The organism is Staphylococcus sp. EG-SA-2 (genome assembly GCF_017152085.1).
On the sequence record NZ_JACYHC010000782.1, the window covers coordinates 1 to 1,382 of the forward strand.

A 1,382-nucleotide genomic window follows, 5' to 3' on the forward strand; every position below is an offset into this window, starting at 1 on the left:
TAGGTGCGAAAGACTATAGTAAGAGTAAATTTGTAAGTAGTTTCTCTATTTATGGTGGTATTGCACTAGGACTTATCGTGATTTTAGTTACTTTACCATTCAGTGATCAAATCGCAGCAATTTTAGGAGCGAGAGGTGAAACGTTAGCTTTAACAAGTAATTATTTGAAAGTAATGTTTTTAAGTGCACCTTTTGTAATTTTGTTCTTCATATTAGAACAATTTGCACGTGCAATTGGGGCACCAATGATTTCTATGATTGGTATGTTAGCTAGTGTAGGCTTAAATATTATTTTAGATCCAATTTTAATTTTTGGTTTTGATTTAAACGTTGTTGGTGCAGCTTTGGGTACTGCAATCAGTAATGTTGCTGCTGCTCTGTTCTTTATCATTTATTTTATGAAAAATAGTGACGTTGTGTCAGTTAATATTAAACTTGCGAAACCTAATAAAGAAATGCTTTCTGAAATCTTTAAAATAGGTATTCCTGCATTTTTAATGAGTATCTTAATGGGATTCACAGGATTAGTTTTAAATTTATTTTTAGCACATTATGGAAACTTCGCGATTGCAAGTTATGGTATCTCATTTAGACTTGTGCAATTTCCAGAACTTATTATCATGGGATTATGTGAAGGTGTTGTACCACTAATTGCATATAACTTTATGGCAAATAAAGGCCGTATGAAAGACGTTATCAAAGCAGTTATCATGTCTATCGGCGTTATCTTTGTTGTATGTATGATTGCTGTATTTACAATTGGACATCATATGGTCGGACTATTTACTACTGATCAAGCCATTGTTGAGATGGCGACATTTATTTTGAAAGTAACAATGGCATCATTATTATTAAATGGTATAGGTTTCTTGTTTACTGGTATGCTTCAAGCGACTGGGCAAGGTCGTGGTGCTACAATTATGGCCATTTTACAAGGTGCGATTATCATTCCAGTATTATTTATTATGAATGCTTTGTTTGGACTAACAGGTGTCATTTGGTCATTATTAATTGCTGAGTCACTTTGTGCTTTAGCAGCAATGTTAATCGTTTATTTATTACGTGATCGTTTGACAGTTGATACATCTGAATTAATAGAAGGTTAAATATTTCGTACACTTCTGGCTGAGTATATTTCGGTCGGAAGGGTATTTTTCGAAAAAAATAAATATATGATACGATTATGAAAAAATAAAGTGAGATTGGCATATGTACAAATCTAAAATACTGTTGAAATATATTTTTAGTGAAGAATCAGAAGTTAAAGATTTAACTGAAGAAAAATATAATCAAGATTACGAAGCATTAACATTTAGCTTTAAAGAGGAAACATATCAAAGTAGGTTAGCTAAGAAAACACCGACTAAAGCAGGGTATTTTGT

General features: G+C 32.0%; 2 protein-coding genes. Both read left to right on the forward strand.

Annotated elements, in window-relative coordinates:
* The coding region (locus IDG60_RS14130; protein ID WP_206160823.1) for an MATE family efflux transporter at positions 1–1,106 on the forward strand (1,106 nt) is incomplete at its 5' end.
* Positions 1,107–1,209: 103 nt separating this feature from the next.
* On the forward strand, positions 1,210–1,382 hold a 173-nt coding region (locus tag IDG60_RS14135; RefSeq protein ID WP_206160824.1), incomplete at its 3' end, for a MepB family protein.